General features: G+C 59.9%; 18 protein-coding genes. All 18 read right to left on the bottom strand.

From position 1 onward, the window contains the following. Window positions 1-2: 2 nt before the first annotated feature. The 18 genes from mutL to TAMC210_RS10550 all read right to left on the bottom strand — a co-directional run bounded on the left by mutL (window position 3) and on the right by TAMC210_RS10550 (window position 18,844). Window positions 3-1,835, bottom strand: coding sequence for a DNA mismatch repair endonuclease MutL (mutL, locus tag TAMC210_RS10465; RefSeq protein WP_173298765.1), 1,833 nt, complete (start codon window positions 1,833-1,835; stop codon window positions 3-5). 14 nt (window positions 1,836-1,849) lie between these two features. Then, window positions 1,850-4,495, bottom strand: coding sequence for a DNA mismatch repair protein MutS (mutS, locus tag TAMC210_RS10470; RefSeq protein WP_217267359.1), 2,646 nt, complete (start codon window positions 4,493-4,495; stop codon window positions 1,850-1,852). Then, window positions 4,492-5,811 (bottom strand): tRNA (N6-isopentenyl adenosine(37)-C2)-methylthiotransferase MiaB, encoded by a 1,320-nt coding sequence (gene miaB, locus TAMC210_RS10475; RefSeq protein WP_254388640.1) that lies wholly within the window; start codon window positions 5,809-5,811, stop codon window positions 4,492-4,494. Before miaB ends, mutS begins: the two co-directional genes overlap by 4 nt. 421 nt (window positions 5,812-6,232) lie before the next feature. After that, on the bottom strand, window positions 6,233-6,715 hold the full coding sequence (locus TAMC210_RS10480) for a bifunctional nuclease family protein (protein WP_173298766.1): 483 nt from the start codon (window positions 6,713-6,715) through the stop codon (window positions 6,233-6,235). Window positions 6,716-6,857: 142 nt separating this feature from the next. Beyond that, window positions 6,858-7,301 carry a PPC domain-containing DNA-binding protein gene (locus TAMC210_RS10485; protein WP_173298767.1) on the bottom strand — a complete coding sequence of 148 codons (444 nt, stop codon included), beginning with the start codon at window positions 7,299-7,301 and terminating at the stop codon, window positions 6,858-6,860. Between the two features lie 27 nt (window positions 7,302-7,328). After that, window positions 7,329-8,441: a DUF362 domain-containing protein gene (locus TAMC210_RS10490; RefSeq protein WP_217267360.1), complete on the bottom strand. Its 1,113-nt coding sequence runs from the start codon at window positions 8,439-8,441 to the stop codon at window positions 7,329-7,331. A 40-nt stretch (window positions 8,442-8,481) separates the two neighbouring features. Next, window positions 8,482-9,936 (bottom strand): IMP dehydrogenase, encoded by a 1,455-nt coding sequence (gene guaB / locus TAMC210_RS10495; protein ID WP_173298768.1) that lies wholly within the window; start codon window positions 9,934-9,936, stop codon window positions 8,482-8,484. A 362-nt stretch (window positions 9,937-10,298) separates the two neighbouring features. Continuing rightward, window positions 10,299-10,526: a helix-turn-helix domain-containing protein gene (locus tag TAMC210_RS10500; RefSeq protein ID WP_173298769.1), complete on the bottom strand. Its 228-nt coding sequence runs from the start codon at window positions 10,524-10,526 to the stop codon at window positions 10,299-10,301. Window positions 10,527-10,568: 42 nt separating this feature from the next. Then, window positions 10,569-11,189: an alpha-ribazole phosphatase gene (gene cobC, locus TAMC210_RS10505; RefSeq protein WP_254388641.1), complete on the bottom strand. Its 621-nt coding sequence runs from the start codon at window positions 11,187-11,189 to the stop codon at window positions 10,569-10,571. Beyond that, window positions 11,186-12,316 carry a threonine-phosphate decarboxylase CobD gene (cobD, locus tag TAMC210_RS10510; RefSeq protein ID WP_173298771.1) on the bottom strand — a complete coding sequence of 377 codons (1,131 nt, stop codon included), beginning with the start codon at window positions 12,314-12,316 and terminating at the stop codon, window positions 11,186-11,188. Before cobD ends, cobC begins: the two co-directional genes overlap by 4 nt. Beyond that, window positions 12,238-13,188, bottom strand: coding sequence for a GHMP kinase (locus TAMC210_RS10515; RefSeq protein ID WP_173298772.1), 951 nt, complete (start codon window positions 13,186-13,188; stop codon window positions 12,238-12,240). The genes cobD and TAMC210_RS10515 overlap by 79 nt, the downstream gene beginning before the upstream one ends. 19 nt (window positions 13,189-13,207) lie before the next feature. After that, window positions 13,208-13,969, bottom strand: a complete 762-nt coding sequence (cobS, locus tag TAMC210_RS10520; protein ID WP_173298773.1) for an adenosylcobinamide-GDP ribazoletransferase — start codon at window positions 13,967-13,969, stop codon at window positions 13,208-13,210. Then, window positions 13,966-15,027 (bottom strand): nicotinate-nucleotide--dimethylbenzimidazole phosphoribosyltransferase, encoded by a 1,062-nt coding sequence (gene cobT / locus TAMC210_RS10525; protein WP_173298774.1) that lies wholly within the window; start codon window positions 15,025-15,027, stop codon window positions 13,966-13,968. Before cobT ends, cobS begins: the two co-directional genes overlap by 4 nt. Before the next feature lie 71 nt (window positions 15,028-15,098). After that, a complete protein-coding gene (locus tag TAMC210_RS10530; protein ID WP_173298775.1) occupies window positions 15,099-15,320 on the bottom strand; it encodes a hypothetical protein in 222 nt (73 codons plus the stop codon). Window positions 15,321-15,336: 16 nt separating this feature from the next. After that, window positions 15,337-16,299: an adenosylcobinamide-phosphate synthase CbiB gene (gene cbiB, locus TAMC210_RS10535; protein ID WP_173298776.1), complete on the bottom strand. Its 963-nt coding sequence runs from the start codon at window positions 16,297-16,299 to the stop codon at window positions 15,337-15,339. Continuing rightward, entirely contained in the window at window positions 16,289-17,839 is a 1,551-nt protein-coding gene (locus TAMC210_RS10540) for a cobyric acid synthase (RefSeq protein ID WP_173298777.1), read from the bottom strand. The genes cbiB and TAMC210_RS10540 overlap by 11 nt, the downstream gene beginning before the upstream one ends. Further along, window positions 17,839-18,477, bottom strand: coding sequence for a precorrin-8X methylmutase (locus TAMC210_RS10545; protein WP_173298778.1), 639 nt, complete (start codon window positions 18,475-18,477; stop codon window positions 17,839-17,841). Before TAMC210_RS10545 ends, TAMC210_RS10540 begins: the two co-directional genes overlap by 1 nt. Beyond that, window positions 18,461-18,844, bottom strand: a complete 384-nt coding sequence (locus TAMC210_RS10550; RefSeq protein WP_173298779.1) for a sirohydrochlorin chelatase — start codon at window positions 18,842-18,844, stop codon at window positions 18,461-18,463. The genes TAMC210_RS10545 and TAMC210_RS10550 overlap by 17 nt, the downstream gene beginning before the upstream one ends. Window position 18,845: the final 1 nt, after the last annotated feature.

Here is an 18,845-nt window from a genome sequence, read left to right on the forward strand (position 1 = left end):
GTTTACTGCCCCCCCTCCCCGGCAGTTTGCGGCCGGTGAAAGTACCGGGCCAGTTCCTCCCGGCTTATTTTTATTACTGCTGGGCGGCCGTGGGGACAGGTATGGGGGTGCGGGCTTTCCACCAATTCTTGTAAGAGCATGTTCATTTCAGCCGGCGAAAGGGGATCCCCGGCCTTGACGGCTCCGTGGCAGGCCATGGATTTTAGCAGCCTCTCTTCCAGGGACCCCAGGTCTTCGGGTTCCGGTTCCTGTAAAAGTTCTTCCAGCACTTCCCTTTCCTGGCCGGCCGGGACGCCGGCCGGTGCCCCCCGCAGCAAAAAGGTATTTGTCCCGAAGGGCTCCACGATAAATCCCAGGGCTTTCAGGGCCTCCTGCCGGGTAAGGATTTCCAGGGACTGGGAGGGACTCGGCCGGAGCAACACGGGTGGCTCCGCCACCTGGGTGGGCCAGGTATCCCGACGCCGGGCCTTCAGACGCTCAAAGCGGCAGCGCTCGTGGGCCGCATGCTGGTCGATGATGTACAGGCCGTCTTCCCCCTCGGCCAAAATATATGTATTCAGCACCTGGCCCACGGCTCTTAACGGAGGCAATCCTCCTTCCGTATCCAGGGAGACGCCCGCACCGGCCTCTCCCTTCGGGGGCGCCGGGGGCGGATGGATACCGCCAGCCCTTACCCCTTCCGCCGGGTTTCCCGGTAGTCCCAGCGGCCTCTCCTCCCGTCCTTCCCTCAACATAAGCCCCAATTCCTGCTGGCGTGCCGCCGCCGGCGAGCCCGGTGCCCAGTGGGCAGGGAATCTCCGGCTGCTCCTCGGGGCCCACGCGGCCCTGCCTACCCCCGCAGGAGTTTGGAGGGCCCGTTTGACGGCCCGCCCGATATGCGCCGCCAGGGCTTCCTCATCCCTGATTTTAACGATGAGCTTAGAGGGATGGACGTTAACATCCAACCACGAAGAAGGCAAGTGCAGGTGCAGAACAAAGACCGGCCGTCTCTGTTCGGGAATTAAGGTGTGGTATGCCGCCTCTACTTCGCGGGTAATGGTCCTACTCAGCACGTAACGACCATTTACAATCAACACCTGCTGTTCCCGGCCGTACCGGTGAAGCCACGGGGGCGAAACCAAGCCCTCAAGGCTGGCCCCCTCTTCTATAGTTTCCCTCACCGGTAAGAGGTTTTGCCCCATGTCCAGTCCCCAGAGGGCGGCCACGGTAGAGCGCAGGTCATTATTACCCGGCGTGTTTAAACTGCGCCGACCCTCGATGACCAATTGAAAGGCGATTTCCGGGTGGGCCAGGGCCAGCCGCTCTACCACTCCCGCCACCCGCGAAGCCTCTGTAGCCGGTTTCTTTAAATGGCGCCGCCGGGCGGGGGTGTTAAAGAAAAGGTCGGCCACTGTTACGGTGGTCCCTTCGGGACAGCCGGCTTCTTCCACGGCCAGCTGTCGCCCGCCTTCTATTCTTATACGCGTCCCCAGGGTCAGGCCCGCGGGACGAGTAAGGAGCTCCACCCGCGCTACGGCCGCAATGCTGGGCAGCGCCTCGCCGCGGAAGCCCAGGGTCTGAACATTGAACAAGTCCTCTATCCCCCGGATTTTACTGGTAGCGTGGCGGGCAAAGGCCAGAACCGCATCCTCTGCGTCCATCCCTGTGCCGTCGTCTTGCACCCTTATATAGTCTCTGCCGCCGCCTTTAATTTCAATTTTTATGTGTCGCGCCTGGGCATCGATGGCGTTCTCCACCAATTCTTTAACTACGGAAACCGGCCGCTCCACGATTTCGCCGGCGGCTATTTGATCCGCCGTATGCGGGTCCAGGATGGCAATCTTAGCGGGTGCCATGGCTTTTTCCTCCTTTACCCCCACCACCTCAACTGGTGCTCATTCTGGACGGAGCGGCGACGGGACGAGAGCTTTTTCTGCCAGTTGAATATGGCCTGCATGGCTTCGAGGGGAGTTTTGGTCATAAGATTGTATTCTTCCAGTTCCCTCAGGACTTCGGCCTCCACTTCTTTGCTCCTCCTGGACTTCCCGCCCGCCCCCTCGGGCCGGACGACCTCGCGGACTTCTTCGCTTCTGCCCGTCCCGGCGACTTTAGAGGAGCCATCCAGCAGCTCTCCCGCCCGTTGCAGCACTTCTTCCGGCAGCCCCGCAAGGCGGGCCACATGCAGCCCATAGCTCCGGTCCGTACCGCCGGGCACAATGGTATGTAAGAAAACTACGTTTTCTCCCTCTTCCCTGACGGCAATGCTGTAGTTCTTTACTCCCGGCAGATATTCCTCTAACTCCACCAGCTCGTGGTAATGGGTGGCAAAGAGGGTACGGCTCCCGAGATGGTCATGGAGGTATTCCACCACCGCCCGAGCTATGCTTAACCCGTCGGCCGTGCTCGTCCCGCGTCCCACCTCATCTAAAATGACCAGGCTCCGCCGGGTAGCCTGGCGCAAAATGTAGGCGACTTCCTGCATTTCCACCATAAAGGTGCTTTGGCCCGCGACGAGGTCGTCTGCCGCCCCCACCCGGGTCATAATCCGGTCCACCAGCCCGATCCGGGCAAAGCTGGCAGGCACGAAGCTGCCCATCTGGGCCAGCAGCACTATAAGGGCCACCTGGCGGATGTAAGTAGACTTGCCGGCCATGTTCGGACCGGTTATAATATGTATCCGCTGGGAACCACCGTCCAACACCGTGTCATTGGGTACGAATTCCTTGTCCTGCACCACCCTTTCTACCACGGGATGCCGGCCCTGGCGTATTTCAATGCGGTCCCCCTCATCAACAACGGGACACGTATAATTATAGTCCGCAGCCACCGCGGCCAGGGAGCACAGCGCGTCTAGAATGCCCAGGGCTTTGGCCGTTCCCTGCACCCGGGGCAGTACGGACAAGACCCGATCCCGGAGTTCCTGAAAAAGCTCGTACTCGAGGGCCGCCAGCCTCTCCTCCGAACCGAGAACCTGCTGCTCCAACTCCTTTAACCGGGGGGTAATGAAACGCTCCGCATTGGCCAGGGTCTGTTTTCGCTCATAATCCTCCGGTACCAGAGGGAGATTGGGCTTGGTTACTTCGATATAGTAACCGAAAACCCGGTTATATCCTACTTTGAGGGACTTAATACCCGTCCGCTCCCGTTCTTGGTTTTCCAACCCGGCAATCCACTCCCGGCCGTGGTTCACCGCGTCCCGAAGACGGTCCACCTCGGGATGGAACCCCGGCCTTATGAGTCCGCCCTCCTTCACCCCGGCCGGTGGGTCGTCCACCAGAGCCCTGGCGATGAGGTCGGTAACCTCTTCTACGGCGTCCAACCGGGCGGAGACCTTTCTCAGGAGAGCAGACTTAGCCCCTTGAAGGATTTCTCTTAAAGGGCCCACTACCTCCAGGGATTGGCGCAGGGCCTGTAATTCTCGACCCCCTGCGGTCCCGTAAGCCACCCGGCCGCCCAGCCGCTCCAGGTCCCTGACTTGTTTTAAATATCCCTCCACCTCCTGCCGCAACAGGAAATTGCTCACCAGTTCCCCTACAGCTTCCTGCCGTTCCCGGATGGCCTCCAGTTTAACCAGGGGCTGTTCGACCCACCGCCGCAAAGTCCGGCCTCCCATGGCCGTGCAGGTCCGGTCCAGCACCCACAGCAGGGAACCCCGCCTCCCGGGCTCCCTTCCGGCCACGGTAAGCTCCAGGTTGCGCCGGCTGGCCTGGTCTAATCCCATATAAGTCACTTCATCTTCTAAACTGGGGGGTTCCAGATGGGCGAGGGAATTTTTCTGGGTGGCGGTGAGGAAACTTAAAATCATGGCTCCGGCCATGAGCGCCGCTTCCCCGGCCTCGAGGCGCCAGTCCTGGCCGAAACGTTCCCTGAGGATCCTTAGGGCAGCATCCGCTTCAAACCCTTGGTCCCAGGGAGTCAGCACGCCGGCACAGTATGGGCGAAGGCGCTGGATAAAGCCCGCATCCTTAAGCCAGGCGGAAGGGAGCAGGCATTCCGCCGGTTCCAGGCGAACCAGCTCATCGACCAGCTCCGGAAAGCGGTTGCACAGGTGGAGACGAAACTCCCCGGTAGACACATCCACCCAGGCCAAGCCGTAGTTGCCGTGGTGGGGGGCTACGGACACCAGGAAGTTATTGCCCTTCTCCGGCAGATATTTGTCATCGGTAAAGGTCCCCGGCGTGATGATGCGTACCACTTCCCGGCGCACCAGCCCCTTGGCGGTACGGGGATCCTCCACCTGTTCACAAATGGCTACCTTGTAACCCCTCGACACCAGGCGGGCGATGTAGCCGTCGGCCGAGTGATACGGCACGCCGCACATGGGAGGAGCGTCTTCCCCTGATTCCCTTGAGGTTAGAACGATCCCCAGTTCCCGGGAAGCCACCACTGCGTCTTCGAAGAACATTTCGTAGAAATCGCCCAGCCGGAAAAAGAGGATGGCGTCGGGGTGCCGGTCTTTCAAAGCCTTGTACTGCCGCATCATGGGTGTAAGGGTGGCCTCCCTGCCCTTCGTCATGCCACTACCTCTCCCTTAAGGAGCCACGTCTGGGCCTGGGTTATTCTCACCTGTACCAGCTTACCGATGAGTTCCTGGGACCCCGGGAAATGGACCAGTTTATGGGTGCGGGTGCGGCCGCTCAGTTGAGTAGGATCGTTTTCGCTGGTCCCTTCCACCAGCACCTCCATTTCCCTTCCCACCAGCGCCTCATTTTTGGCCCGGCTGATGCGGTTCTGCAGCTCCATCAAGCGCTGCAGGCGCTCCTTCTTCACTTCCAGCGGAAGCTGGCCCGGGAGGCCGGCGGCGGCGGTCCCGCGGCGGGGCGAGTACATGAAGGTAAAGGCATTATCAAACTGGACCCGCTCCACCAGATCCAAAGTGGCAGCAAAGTCCTCTTCCGTCTCTCCGGGAAAACCGACGATAAGATCAGTGGTGATACTCACCCCGGGTAAATGGCGCCGCAAATTGTCCACCAGGACAAAATAATCCTCGCGGGTATAGCCGCGGTTCATGAGTTCCAGTATGCGGTTGCTCCCCGCCTGCACGGGCAAGTGGACGTGTTCGCATACCTTGTCCAAGCGACTTAAGGTCCGGATGAGATCCAGTGTAAAATCCCGCGGGTGGGAAGTCATATAGCGGATGCGCCGGAGCCCTTCGATCCCGTTGACCATCTCCAGAAGGCGGGCAAAGTCTATCTCCCCCGGCAAGTCTCGACCGTAAGAATTCACGTTCTGGCCCAGGAGCATCACTTCAAGTACCCCGTCGTCCACCAGCTCCTGGACCTCCTTGACAATATCCTCGGGCCGCCGGCTGCGCTCCCTACCCCGCACGTAGGGCACAATGCAATAGGAACAGAAATTATTGCAGCCATAACTTATCGTTACTAAAGCCTTAACACCACCCGCCGTCCGGTGGGGCAGCCCCTCCACGATCTCCCCTTCTGTGTCCCAAATGGAGGCCACCGGCTGACGGAGAAAGCTTACCCGCTCCAGTAAGTTCGGCAGCTCATGGATATTGTGGGTGCCGTAGATAAGATCCACATGGGGCGCCTTCTGGCGCATCTCTTCCGCCGCCCCCGGCTGCTGGGTCATGCAGCCTCCCACGGCAATGATTAAATCCGGGTTCTTGCTCTTTAGCCGAGCAAGCTGACCCAGCTTGCCGTAAACTTTGTTTTCTGCTTTTTCCCGTACACAACAGGTATGAAGTATAATGACGTCGGCCTTTTCGAGAGCCGGAGCCCTGGTGTATCCCCTTTCTTCTAACAAGCCAGCGATGATCTCGCTATCCCGCTCATTCATCTGACAACCGTAGACTATGGTCCAGTAACTTTTCACTGAATGTTAAGCCTCCCGGTCTTATCTTTCTGCCACCCTGGTCAACTTATATAATAATTATATCCTCCCGGCCACCTTTAAACAAAGGATGACTTCCCCCGGCCCTTAACAACAAAAAAGCCACCTCTCCACGAGGCGGCTCGGCCCAGCTATCCCCGACTTTTTATCCAGGCGTTATGCAGCTCGGGTTCCCTCCGCAAGTTTCGCGGGCGCCAACCTAGTCCTCCCTGTGAGGAGTGCGGCGGGTTGCCCGTATCCTCCGGCATCCTTCCTTAAAAGGCCCCGTCCGCCAGCTTATTACTCCCCTACCCCGCCCCTGCCCTCCATTGCGGTAGGCCTACTTCCTTTGGCTAAAATTCCCTACCTTCCCCCCTAACCCGCGTACTTAAATCTGCGGATAAGCCAGGACGCCCCGTATGCCCTAGTGCAGGGATTTTTTGTCAATTTCCGGCTTGCTCTGTTCCAGTAATTCCTGCCGCTCCTCTTCCGACTGCCCCGCCAGTACATCCTCTACAGCAAGGGTATAGGCGGCCACCTTCTCCGAAATGTAGAGAGGAGCATTGGTGCGCAGGGCTAAGGCAATAGCATCGCTGGGTCGCGCATCAACCACTACTTCTTTGCCTTCGTGGTCGAGGTACAGCTCGGCATAATAGGTGCCGTCGCGGATATCCTGGACGAGCACGCGGCTCACTTTAGCCCCGAGGCTCTCGCACAAGGTTCGCAGCAGGTCGTGGGTCATGGGCCGAGGCGTGAGTATCCCCTGTAATGCCATGGCAATGGCCTGCGCCTCAAAGGGCCCCACCCAGATGGGTAATACCTGGGATTCCTCCTGGTCGACAAGGAGTACGACCGGGCTCATGCTTTGATCCAGGACGATCTGCTTCACCTTGACCGGTATAAGCATACCAACCCACCTCCCTGCCCTTCATTGGACTTACGCAACCTTCCCCGCACCGGGGCTGCAGCCGCCGGCCCCTTGCAGGATGGCCGGCGGTCTACCACGAATAGCTCTCCTTTACTTTATTACCAAGCCTGGTTAATCTATACTATACCCACAGGTACAATCCCGTGACCTCGTCGTAGACCCGCTGGGGAGGGGCCGGCAAGGCCAGTTCCTGGATGAACACCTCCCCTGCCACCACCACCGTCCCTTCCATCAAGTGGCCTCCCAGCACCTTCCCTTCCTTGTTCAAGAAGGTTACGTGGGCATGAACGAAGGGGCGGCCTTCCTTCAGGCTTATGTTTCCCATACCGGAGAGTATTTCCATGGGCTCATCCAGGTCAAGGGTGATAAATTCCTTGCGGTCCTGGAGATAGTACCCGACCCTAGCCTTTTTTACCCCGCCCAAAAATTTGATCCACCCAAAGCGAACATCCTCTTCCCCAGCTATACCCTGCAAGGCTCCCAATAAATCGGCTCCGTAGCTGAGGCGAAAGGCGAGGACCCTTCCCGGCCTGCCTTCCCACTTCTTAAAATATAGATTCGTCATCGGCGGCCAACCTCCTCCCTCCGGGGGCTAAACTTTTATAAGGGTGTACTTCCTGGTACCCAGACCTATTTCTTCTCCGTAAGCCAGCTGATGGGTCCCATCATAGCCGCTTACGGCCAGAAATTTATCCGCAGCATCCCCTTTACCGTCCAGGCGCGTACCTGGGAGGGGCGGCTGCGCATTCACCAGGTCCAGGCTGGCTTGATCCAGGGCCACCGGGTCGTAGGACGCCAGGATCCCGACGTCGCCTACCAGGGCGGCATCGTTCCAGGAGTTACAGTCGCATTCCGGGGCAACGTTGGTAACGAAATTAAAGAAGGCCACTTTGCCCTTCTTGTTCTGTAGAGCTCCGTAGGCGTATTCCACAACTTTTTCCTGCAGGGCTTCCGGCTCGGATTTAAAGTTCGGTTTGATGGCCCGGTAGGGACAGGTGACGGTGCATTCTCCGCAGCCGATGCACTTTTCCTCGTCGATTACGGCGTGCTCTTCAACCGTAATGGCCCCGGCCGGGCACCACCGCCGGCACCTGCCGCAGGCTATACATTTTTCCACCGTAACCTTCGGCAAAACGTCGGAGTGCATCATCTGTTTGCCGCTTGGGCTGCCGCAGCCCATGCCCAGATTCTTTAAGGCCCCACCGAAGCTGGTAAGCTCGTGACCCTTAAAATGACTCAGCACCACCAGGGCATCGGCATGATATATGGCGCTACCTATTTTTACTTCTTTGAACCGCTTTAGATTAACCGGGACGTTTAGATAATCTTTACCCCGTAGACCGTCGGCTATAATTACCGGCGCGCCCACCACGGCGTAGGCAAAACCGTTTTCCACCGCCGTCTGCAAATGGTCCACGGCATTAGAGCGCGATCCTACATATAGAGTATTGGTATCCGTCAAAAAGGGTTTTCCCCCTTTCCGGCGGATCAACTCGACTATGCGCCGGACGAAGGCGGGGTGTATATAGGCCAAGTTGCCCTTTTCACCAAAGTGCAGTTTCACGGCCACCAGATCGCCCTCGGCTATAATTTCCCCGAAACCCGCCCGCTGCCAGAGGCGTTCCACCTTGTCGATGAGATTCTTGCCCTTTTCCGTACGCATATCCGACCAGAAGACCTCGGCTGTTCTGCCCTCAACCGTCATATTTCCGGCTCTCCCCTCTTCCAACCTGCCTGGCTACGGGTTAAATGCGGTAATTAGGAGCTTCTTTGGTGATCATTACATCGTGGGGATGGCTTTCCCTCAAACCGGCCTGGGTTATGCGGATAAAGCGGCCTTTCTCCTGGAGTTCGGCTATAGTCCGGCACCCGGTGTAACCCATCCCGGCCCTCAGTCCCCCCACCAGCTGGTAGAGGGTCTCCGATACCGGACCCTTGTAGGGAACCCGGCCTTCGATGCCCTCGGGGACCAACTTGTCGGCTTCCTCCTGAAAGTACCGGTCCCTGCTGCCCTCCTTCATGGCCGCGAGGGAACCCATGCCCCGATAGCTCTTAAAACTACGACCCTGGTAAATTTCGATCTCCCCCGGACTCTCCTCGGTGCCGGCAAGCAAACTACCTATCATAACGGTACTGGCCCCTGCGGCAATAGCCTTGGTAATGTCTCCCGAATACTTGATGCCCCCGTCGGCAATGATCGGGACGCCTCTTTCCCGGGCCACCCGGGCGCAGTTGAGGATGGCCGTAAGCTGGGGTACCCCGATACCGGCAATCACCCTGGTAGTGCAGATAGAACCCGGTCCCACGCCCACCTTGACGGCGTCGGCGCCCGCCTCGATTAGGGCCAGGGTACCTTCAGCCGTGGCCACGTTGCCCCCCACCACTTCCAGGGAAGGAAAACGCTGTTTAATCCGGGCCACCGTCCGGAGGACGTTTTCCGAGTGGCCGTGGGCCGTATCCACCACTACCGCGTCCACCCCGGCCGCCACCAGGGCCTCCACCCTTTCCATGGTGTCTTTGCCCACCCCGACGGCGGCGGCCACCAAGAGCCGTCCCTTTTCGTCCTTGGCCGAATTCGGATACTTCCGCGCCTTCTCAATATCCTTGATGGTGATCAATCCTCTGAGGTTAAAATATTTGTCTACCAGGGGCAGCTTCTCGATTTTGTGCCGCCGCAGGATCTCCTTGGCTTCTTCCAGGGTGGTGCCCACCGGCGCCGTCACCAGATTTTCCCTGGTCATCACTTCCCCAATAGGGCGGCTGTAGTCCTGTTCAAAACGTATATCACGGTTAGTAATTATGCCCACCAGCCGGCCCTTTACCGTTATCGGTACCCCTGAGATATGGTAGTGTTCCATAATTCTAACGGCTTCTCCGATGGTATGTTCGGGGCTTAAAAAAATGGGATCGGTAATGACTCCGTGCTCCGATCGCTTGACCCGGTCTACTTGCCTGGCCTGCTGCTCGATGGGCATGTTCTTATGAATAACTCCGATGCCGCCCTCCCGGGCCATGGCGATGGCCATCCGGGCTTCGGTCACTGTATCCATGCCGGCACTGGCAATGGGAATGTTCAGCTTAATACGGCGGGTGAAATAAGAACTGACGTCCACCTCCCGCGGGAGAACGGCCGAAGCGGCCGGCACCAGCAGAACATCGTCAAAGGTCAACCCTTCACCCAGGATTTTATCTTCCGGCAACCATCTCCCTCCTTCTATACCCCTTGGCAGGACCTGACCCTACTCCAGAGGGCCCACAACTCAAATCCCGTCCGCTTTATTGCCTATTATAGCGCAGCCGGAAAAGGAAGTAAACTAATCCCCTCCCCTGGCCATGTCCCCTTGCCTTCGGCCGCGACCCGGCCCTTTCTTTCACAGTTTTGCGGGCCGCACTGGCCCTCCCTTGTCGGCCTCCGGCCGAAACCCGCCGAACAGCTTTGGGCCCTACCCAGCAAGGCCCCTGCACTACCCCCGTCCGGCCGATTTCCAATTTCGCTAAAGTTCCGTCTCCTGCTGGTCTCCGGTCCTTCCCCGGCGAACTCAATTACCTTGCCTGGGGTAACTCAGTCCTCCCCCACAATGGATTGCAGGCCGTAACGTTCAAAATGCTCCCGCAGGCGGCTGATCACCTCCGGAGGAACCCCAAAGGCCGCCGCCATCTCCGTATCGGACTTATTGGCAGCCAGCGCGCCCATGAAGGCGTCGAAGTCTATACCAACTTCCTCCGCCATGCTCTTTAAGCTCGGACGGGTGCTCCAGGGTACCCGGGCGGGTGCAAACCTTTCACTCATAAAAAATACCTCCCTTCGGAGGTAGTGTGCCTCGGGATATCCTCACTTATCCTTTAAGTGACTGATATCATTTAGCAGGCTCAGGACGTTACAGTTCCCGTAGCAGTCCACAATGCTGACACTGGCATTGTCCAGGTGGAACCGCCATATGCCTGCCAGACCCAGGCCCAGGAGGCTGGAAATTACCGTACTCAGAGTGCCGCCGTGGGAAACTACGGCCACCGCCTGCCCGGGATGTTGGGCTATGATTTCCCGGACGGCCCGACAAGCCCTCTCCTGGAGTTCGGCGAAGCTCTCACCACCCGGAACCTGTTTAGTACCGGGATCGGCCAGCCATTCCTCAACGTCTCTGGGAAAGGCCTTCCGGATCTCCTCATAGGTTAGGCCTTCCCACAGGCCGAAGTCCATTTCCCGCAGATCCCTCACCTGGAGGATCTCTAAACCGTGCATCCGGGCTACCGCCGCTGCCGTTTCCCGGGCACGCCTGAGGTCGCTGGTATAAACAGCATCCACCTTCTCCCCCTGCAGGCGGCGGCCCACAAGTTCGGCCTGCCGCCGGCCTTCGGGGCTCAAGGCTACATCCATATGTCCCTGGTACCTTCCGCTGTGGTTCCATTCCGTCTGGGCATGGCGGACCAGGTACAGACGGGTACCTCGGCTCACGGGCATCCCCCTGACAGTAATTCTCTTAACACGGCCAAAAGGATGTTATTGGCCTGCCGGTCCCTGACGGCGACCCGGATATGAACATCCCCCAACCCGGCAAAGGAAGCGCAATCTCGCACAAGTACCTTGCGACGGGCGCAGGCCTCTGCCAGGCGGCCGGAACTCCAACCGGTCCGTCCGATGTCCACGAGAATAAAATTAGCCTCCGGCGGGTAAGGCCTGCTGCCGGACAGGGAAGCCAGGCCCCGGTAAAGATACTCTTTTTCTTCCTCCAGCCATTTCCTGGTGTTCACGACAAACTCCCTATCCTTGAGGGCCTCTACTCCGGCCATCTGGGCCAGGATGTTGACGGACCAGGGATCCCGTCTCCCTTCGAGATGCCTTATCAGGGAGGGTGAAGCTACGGCATACCCTAGGCGAAGCCCAGGAAGGGCATAAAACTTGGTCAAGGACCGGAGCACCACCACGTTCGGATATCGAAGGGCTTCCCGGCACAGGGACCGCCGCCGATCTTCCTGCACAAAATCCAAAAAGGATTCGTCCACCACCAGCCAGGTCCCCTGTCTGCGGCTTTCCTCGAGTACGGCTGCCAGATCCCGGTCCTCGATTAGGTTGCCTACGGGATTGTTGGGGTTGCAGAGAAAGGCCATATCGACGCGGGCCAGACACCGGCTATATTCCGCTCCGTCCAGGCGGAAGCCCTCACCGGCCGGTAAAGGCAGGGAAAGCACCCGGGCACCGGCCGCCTCCGCCGCCCGCCTGTATTCCGCAAAGGTGGGTTCGGCCACCAGCACGGCCCGCGGCTTCAACAAAAAGCACAGGCTGTATATAATATCCGTGGCCCCATTGCCGATAAGTAGGGCCCCGGGCGGCACCTGAAGTTCAAGGGACAGGGCTTCTTTAAGCTCTTTGCTGGCCGGATCCGGGTACCGGCAAACCGCCCGGAGGTTGGCCGTCAGACATGCCCATACGCCGGCAGGCGGCCCCAGGGGATTGATGTTGGCGCTGAAATCCAGGATTTCTTCCGGCTTCCAGCCGTATTTATCTAGCGCTCCCCGCCAGTCACCGCCGTGAAGCGGCCCGGACGGTACCCCGTCCTCAACACCCCGTTGCCTTTCGACCATCGTTCACGCCAGGCCTCCATTCTACCACCGGTCACCCTCGCCCGGATAAAATTTACATAGGGAAAGGTCGCCCGGATCTTTCCTTCCAGTTCCGCGCAATCTACCGACCCGGGTCGGTAGAGGATGCCTGCCACGGTGCCGCTGTGGGCCACATTAACCCCCAGGGCCCCAAAGGCGGTAGCTATCTCCACCAGGGTTTCCAGCTCCGGTTTGTAAAGAATCCCCTGGTTGGCCAGGGCGCTGATTGTCGCGCCCCGGGCGACCAATTCTTCCCGGCCGCTTGTCAAACCTTCCCGCACCAGGGCCACCGCCCGGCGGACGGCTTCCTCCTTGGCCCGGTTTAAAGCCATTAGATCCGTGCGCCGGTTAAAAAGGAGGGTGTCGACCGTGCCTCCCCGATCGACTATCAATACCGCCAGGGGCGGCGGTTCTCCGAGGCTCTCCCAGAATTCGCCCCGGAGGTGATCAAAGAGTACGATGCCCGGCAGGAAGGTACCGTCGCTCGGTTCAACGGACAGGGCTATATCCTTAATCTCTTCAAGGGAAAGCTCCGCCCCCAAGGCTTTAGCCGTAGCGGCTGACGCCGCCGCCACGTCGGCGGTGCTGCTGGCCAGGCCCTTGCCCGGCGGCAGGGGGTTGAAAATCTTCAGGGCGGCCCCCCAGCGCCTTTCTCCCAGCCGTTCCATGGTCAGGCGGGCCGCCGCCAGAGCCTTTTGCTTTCCCGCAGGAGCCTCAAAGCGGCGACCGGGAATTAAAGTAACCACCACTTCAGTGCAAATATCTATGGGACAGGTAATAAGGAAATATCTACCGTCGACCATCCCCTGGACTAATTCGCCGCAGGCACCGCTAACCCGAGCTACACCTCGCACGGCTAGCCACCCCCTTTTACTACGGCCGTAGATAATAAACTGCCAGGAAAAAAACCTCAACGATTTCGGCCAGGGCGCCGTAGGTATCCCCCGTCAGACCGCCTAAAAGCCGCCGGACCCACCTGCACCACCCCAGGGACACCAGGGCCGCAAGGAGCAGATAAAAAAGACCAGCAGGCCCCATTATAAACCACGCCACCAGGGCGGCTACCAGGGTGGCGGAAAACAGGTTGCGGCGCCCGCGGCCGGCCTGGAATAGGGAACCCATCCCTTCCTTACGGGCGTAAGGGAAGCACGTTAGGGCCGGCACCATGGCCCACCGGCTCAAAACGGGCATCAACACCAGCGGCGGCGGCAGCGGGAGGCCGGCCAGCCGGAGGTTCCCGGACGGCAGGGCGGCCAAAAGGCTGAATTTCAAAACCAGCAGGGTGACCACCGCCGTAACGCCATGGGCACCCACGCGGCTGTCCTTCATGATAGCCAGGATACGTTCCCGGTCTCTGCCAGAAAAAAGGCCGTCCATGCTGTCGATAAAGCCGTCCAGGTGAAGGCCCCCGCTTAAGAAAACCGCCAGGGCCAGGACCAGCCCCGCCCGGGGAAGGTCCGGTACCAGTAAGCTCAATGCCTGCCAGGCCGCGGCCAAAATGAGACCTAAAACCAGGCCTACCAGGGGAAAGTAGGCGACGCTTTGCTGCCAGGCTTCTCCGGTATTATCACCGCTCTTTAAGGGAATCCGGGTCAAAAACTTCAGGGCCACAAGAAAGGCATTAAACCCCTTCAACTATCCAGCGCCCCCGAAACCCCGGCCTGGCTGAAGGTAGCCATTTCATGATAGATTTTAATGGCCGCTTCTACCAAGGTCATCCCCAGAGCGGCCCCGGTGCCCTCGCCCAGGCGCATCGCCATGGTCAGCATGGGTTTAAGGCCCAGGAGTTCCAGGACGGCGGCGTGACCAGGTTCTTCCGAAAGATGGGAGGCCAGAATATAGTCAGCGGCTCCCGGGGCCAGGCGAGCGGCCACCAAGGCAGCAGCTCCGGAAATAAGGCCGTCGATAATTACCGGCACCCGTTTAGCGGCTCCCGCCAGGATCACCCCAGCCATGCCGGCTATTTCCAGTCCCCCCACCTTGGCCAGAACATCCAGGGGATCGGCAGGATTGGGGCGATTTACTTCCAAGCCCCGACGAATAGCATTGATTTTTAGCTGCAGGCGCTTATCATCGATACCCGTCCCCCTACCGGTAATCTTTTCCACCGGCAAACCGCTGAAAGCGGCGACGATGGCTGTGCTGGGGGTGGTGTTGCCGATGCCCATTTCCCCGATGCCTAAGAGTTCGCTCCCGGCGGCAATTTGCTCGTTAGCAACCTCGATACCGATTTCCAAGGCGGCAACGGCCTGTTCCCTGGTCATGGCCGGCCCCCTCGCAAGGTTGGCCGTACCCGGGGCTACCTTTCTTTTCAACAAGCCCGGGAGGTCCGGCAGTTCCGCCGCTACCCCGACATCTACCAGGACGAGCTCCGCCCCGGCATGACGGGCCAGAACGTTGATTGCCGCCCCGCCCCGGGCAAAATTTAATACCATCTGGGGCGTAACCTCCTGGGGAAAAGCGCTCACCCCTTCCGCCACCACCCCGTGGTCACCAGCCATAAGGATATGGGTTTTGCGGGTTAAGCGGCGCGGCACTTCCCCCTTTATCCCGGCCAGTTGCCGGGCAATAGCTTCCAGGGCGCCCAGGCTTCCTGGCGGCTTGGTGAGATCATCGAGGTGGGCCTGGGCTCGAACCATGGCCTCCCTGTCCAGGGGGCTGATGGCAGCCAGGGTCCGGTTTAACAAATCCATGGGGCATTCCTCCTTCGCGGCAGGCCTTCATGAAGCGCCTGCACGCCGTCATAAAATTATTTGCGGCTTCTTTATTGAAGCCAATATCCTTGTGCGGTATAACCGTCGCGGTACAACTTTTGGCCGACCTGCCAGGTATAGGCGTAAGGGAAATCATCGTCCGTACCGGTCAGCGAGGAATAGTGGAACTCGTGGCCCCGGACGGTATCGCCCCTTTTGCCCAATATGGTAGCGATGCTCGTCTTGCCTACCGCGCTGCGGCTACCGGCTATGACAATTCGCTTATAGCCCATATAAATACCCCTTTTTTCAGTACCAGCGCCCGGCAAAGGCCAAAATCGAACCGCCGACAAGCGAAACGAGGAAAGTGGCAACCGCCATGAGGCAGACGGCCAGGCCGATATGCTCTTTCTTTAAAGGCTGCCGGGCCTCCCCGATGAGAGGGCGTTGAGAGGGCCGCCCCTGATAATAATTGAGACCGCCCAGCTGCACTCCCAGGGCGCCGGCGACCGCCGCCTCCGGAAAACCGCTGTTGGGGCTGGGGTGCCGGCGGGCATCGCGCAGCATAATCGTCCAGGCCCGCCGGCCATAACCCAGCAGGGCGGCCGCCACGCATAAGGCTATCCCCGTTAGCCTGGCGGGAAGATAATTAGCCACATCGTCCAGCCTGGCTGCCGCCCGGCCGAAAAAAAGGTAGCGGTCGTTTTTGTAACCCAGCATGGAATCCAGGGTGTTGACGGCCCGGTAGGCCATGGCCAGGGGAACCCCTCCTAGGAAAAAATAGAAAAGGGGGGCAATAACACCATCGCTGGTATTCTCAGCCACAGTTTCCACCGTCGCCCGGACTACCTCCCCTTCGTCCAGGCCCGCCGTATCCCGGCCCACTATCCGGCTTACCCGGCGGCGAGCGCAGATCAAGTCTCCTGTTTCAAGGGCCCGGGCGACGCCGGCGGCCGCTGTAGCCAGGCCCCGGGGGGCAATGGTTGTAGCCAGCAGCCACGCGGCCAGCAATACCTCCACCCAGTAATTAATCCGGCCGGCTGCTGCCAGCAAGCCCCAGGTGATGGCCCAGCTGCCCCCGACGATGCCGACGACCACCACCCCGCCCGTAGCTAACAGGTAGCCCCGGGAAGCATTCGGCCGCCACAAAAGTTTTTCCAGGGCGCTGATACCCGCCCCCATGACCTGGGTCGGGTGCAGGAGCCAGGGCGGGTCCCCCACCGCCAGGTCCAGGAGCAGGGCCAGGACCAGCAAAAGGACGCTAGGCTCCAAAGCCGTCACCTGCCAGGGGCCGGTCCAGACCCATGATCGCCGCCAGTCGTTTCAGATCTAAGTGCCTGGCCACCACGGCAGCCAGGGCATCAAAACGGCGCTCCTGGTCGGCGTCGAATTCCAGACCGCTCTCCCTGGCCGGCAGGCCGCGCCTGGCCCTTAAAACATCTAGGATCCGATGGCGGAAGGCGTCATTATCCCAGATGCCGTGGATGTAGGTACCCCACACCAGACCGTCGTCGCTCTGGGCGCCGTCGTCGATGTCCACCAAAACGCTGCCGCGCCGAGTGATTTTAAAGGCTGGCTGGCCGGCCACCAGGCTGCTTGCCCCCATATGGATCTCATAGCCCTTCACTTCCAGGCCCTGCAACGGCCCCAAGAAGGGTCCCGTGCCGGTTACCCGGCCTTCAACAAGGTTAGTGGCCTTGGTCGGCTGAAACACCGTCCGCACCGGCAGGAGGCCCATGCCGTCAATGCCGTCATAGTCGGTTTCTACATGGCCGGGATCGGCAATTTCCCGGCCCAGCATTTGATAACCGCCGCAGATACCCACCACCGGGGTGCCCCGCGCCGCCAGCTCTTTAATGGCATCTTCCAGGCCCCGCTGCCGCAGCCACAACAGATCACCAATGGTGTTCTTGCTCCCCGGCAGGATGATGAGGTCCGGATTCCCGAGGGCGTTCTTGTCCTCTACATAGCGCAGGTTAACGCCCTCTTCCCTTGCCAGGGCGTCAAAATCGGTAAAGTTGGCGATGCACGGCAGCTTTATTACGACAATTTCCACCTCGCCGGGGGCAGTGGGGCGGGCAGCGGCCTTTTCGAGGACCACGGAATCCTCCTCGGGCAGACCGTGGGCCAGGAAGGGGATGACCCCCAGAACAGGCTTGCCGGTTTTCTTTTCTAAAAAGTCCAGGGCCGGCTGCAGCAAAGCCATGTCGCCCCGGAACTTGTTGATGATCAAACCGGCCACCAGTTCCCTCTCGTCTTCCTCTAAAAGCTCCAAAGTCCCGACAATGGCCGCCAGGGCACCGCCGCGGTCGATATCGGCCACCAGGAGCACCGGCGCTCCGGCCATCTTGGCCACCCGCATATTGGCGATTTCCCTATCCTTAAGGTTAACCTCCGCCGGGCTGCCGGCGCCTTCGATAACGATAACCTCGAATTCCTTATCCAGGGCGGCATAAGCCGCCTCCACGTAACGCCACAGCTCCTGGTTAAAGCTTCCATGATAATCCCTGGCTCCCACATTGCCCACCGGCCGCCCCAGGAGAATCACCTGGGAGCGGGCGTGGGCCGTGGGTTTGAGCAAGATCGGATTCATTTCCACCCGCGGCTGCACCCCGGCGGCATAAGCCTGCACCAACTGGGCGCGTCCCATTTCCCCGCCGTCCGCAGTGGCGCCGGAGTTTAAAGCCATGTTCTGGGATTTAAAAGGGGCTACCCGGTAGCCGGCGCGGTAAAAAATCCGGCACAGGGCCGCCGCCAAGACGCTCTTGCCGACGTTGGAGCTGGTCCCCTGGAGCATGACCGCCCGGGCCATCAATCTTCACCTTCCCCGTCCCAAGTCAGGTGCAGCAGGGCATTGACGGCAGCCACCGCCACCGTGCTGCCGCCCCTGGTGCCCCTGACGGTGACAAAGGGTACGCCGGACCTCTCTAAGGCTGCCTTGGCTTCCGCCGCGCCCACAAAGCCCACCGGAGTGCCGATGACGGCCGCCGGTGCCACCTGGCCTGCGGCCATCAATTCTAGAAGGCGAAACAGGGCCGTGGGAGCATTGCCGATGGCCACGACGGCTCCCGTCATCCGGGGCGCCAGGTACTCCATGGCGGCCATAGCCCTGGTTATTCCCCTGGCCGCCGCTGCCGCAGCCACCTCCCTTTCCCGGATGGCGCAGATTACCCTCCCGCCGCCCCGGGCAAGGATTTGGCTGTTGATCCCCTGGCGCACCATTTCGATGTCGGTAATGATGTCCGCCCCGCCGCACAGGGCCGCAGTCGCCGCTGCAACCAGCCGGGGGTGAATAACCACCAGCCGGGCGTATTCCAGGTCGCCGGTGGCATGAACGATTCGGGTAACGATGTTCCTTTCCTCCGCCCCCAAACCGAGATCGCCTAGCTGCGCCGCGATGATGGCCCGGCTTTGGGCCTCAATGGCCCGGGGATTATTGAGGTACGACACCCGGAGCCACCTCCCGGATACGTTCGACTATAATCTCGGCGATCCGCCTATCGGCGCCCAGGTTGCTGCCGTAAATCAAGGTAACCCCTGGAAACCGCTCCCGGGCCGTAGCCAACTGCTCGGGAATATCCCGCTGGACGTGGAGGCCGTTGCAGAAAAACATGGGTATCACGACTATCTGCCGCAGGCCTTCCTCCACCAGCATGGCAATACCTTCCAAGAGATTGGGATGGGTGCGCATCATGTAGCAGGGCTGTATCCGGACATCGCCCAGAAATTCCCGCACGTGGCCCGCCAAAAGCTTCAAATGCTCGTTGGCCTCGGGGATGCGGCTGCCGTGGCCCAGTAAAATAATACCTATATCCATT

It is taken from the genome of Thermanaeromonas sp. C210, from assembly GCF_013167955.1.
Lineage (GTDB): Bacteria > Bacillota > DSM-521 > Neomoorellales > Neomoorellaceae > UBA12545.

What these genes read in the sequence shown, in the direction of transcription:
- mutL (WP_173298765.1), bottom strand. Translation starts at nt 1,835, where the DNA reads ATGGCACCCGCTAAGATTGCCATCCTGGACCCGCATACGGCGGATCAA.
- mutS (WP_217267359.1), bottom strand. Translation starts at nt 4,495, where the DNA reads ATGACGAAGGGCAGGGAGGCCACCCTTACACCCATGATGCGGCAGTAC.
- TAMC210_RS10480 (WP_173298766.1), bottom strand. Translation starts at nt 6,715, where the DNA reads ATGCTTATACCGGTCAAGGTGAAGCAGATCGTCCTGGATCAAAGCATG.
- TAMC210_RS10485 (WP_173298767.1), bottom strand. Translation starts at nt 7,301, where the DNA reads ATGACGAATCTATATTTTAAGAAGTGGGAAGGCAGGCCGGGAAGGGTC.
- TAMC210_RS10490 (WP_217267360.1), bottom strand. Translation starts at nt 8,441, where the DNA reads ATGACGGTTGAGGGCAGAACAGCCGAGGTCTTCTGGTCGGATATGCGT.
- TAMC210_RS10500 (WP_173298769.1), bottom strand. Translation starts at nt 10,526, where the DNA reads ATGAGTGAAAGGTTTGCACCCGCCCGGGTACCCTGGAGCACCCGTCCG.
- cobD (WP_173298771.1), bottom strand. Translation starts at nt 12,316, where the DNA reads ATGGTCGAAAGGCAACGGGGTGTTGAGGACGGGGTACCGTCCGGGCCG.
- cobT (WP_173298774.1), bottom strand. Translation starts at nt 15,027, where the DNA reads ATGGATTTGTTAAACCGGACCCTGGCTGCCATCAGCCCCCTGGACAGG.
- TAMC210_RS10530 (WP_173298775.1), bottom strand. Translation starts at nt 15,320, where the DNA reads ATGGGCTATAAGCGAATTGTCATAGCCGGTAGCCGCAGCGCGGTAGGC.
- TAMC210_RS10540 (WP_173298777.1), bottom strand. Translation starts at nt 17,839, where the DNA reads ATGGCCCGGGCGGTCATGCTCCAGGGGACCAGCTCCAACGTCGGCAAG.
- TAMC210_RS10550 (WP_173298779.1), bottom strand. Translation starts at nt 18,844, where the DNA reads ATGGATATAGGTATTATTTTACTGGGCCACGGCAGCCGCATCCCCGAG.